A 331-nucleotide genomic window follows, 5' to 3' on the forward strand; every position below is an offset into this window, starting at 1 on the left:
GAGAAGGAAGGAAGAGAGGAAGGAGAGGAGGGGAGGAAAGAAGGAGGAGGGAGAAAAGAAGAGAGGGAAGAGGGAAAAGAGAGAAAGGGAAGAGGGAAAGGAGAAAGGGAGGGAGGAAGAAGGAGGGAGGAAGGGGAGGAAAAGGGAGAAAAAGAAGGAAGAGGAGGGGAAAGAGAAGAAAACAAGAAGGAAAAGGGAAAAAGAGAAGGAAAGGAAGGGAGAAGGGGAAGAAAGGGAGGGAAAGGGGAGGAGAAAAAGGGAGAGGGAAAGAAAGGAAAGGAAGGAAAGAGAAGACGGCGCTGCTCTTCTCCGGCCTCGGCACCCTGCTCTG

The 331-nt window shown here is 51.7% G+C and carries 1 protein-coding gene; it reads left to right on the forward strand.

From position 1 onward, the window contains the following. Nucleotides 1-331 (forward strand): hypothetical protein (locus tag NR073_RS11440; protein WP_256748850.1); only part of this gene is annotated, 331 nt, incomplete at both ends.

The organism is Micrococcus sp. Mcc28, assembly GCF_024519775.1.
Lineage (GTDB): Bacteria > Actinomycetota > Actinomycetes > Actinomycetales > Micrococcaceae > Micrococcus > Micrococcus luteus.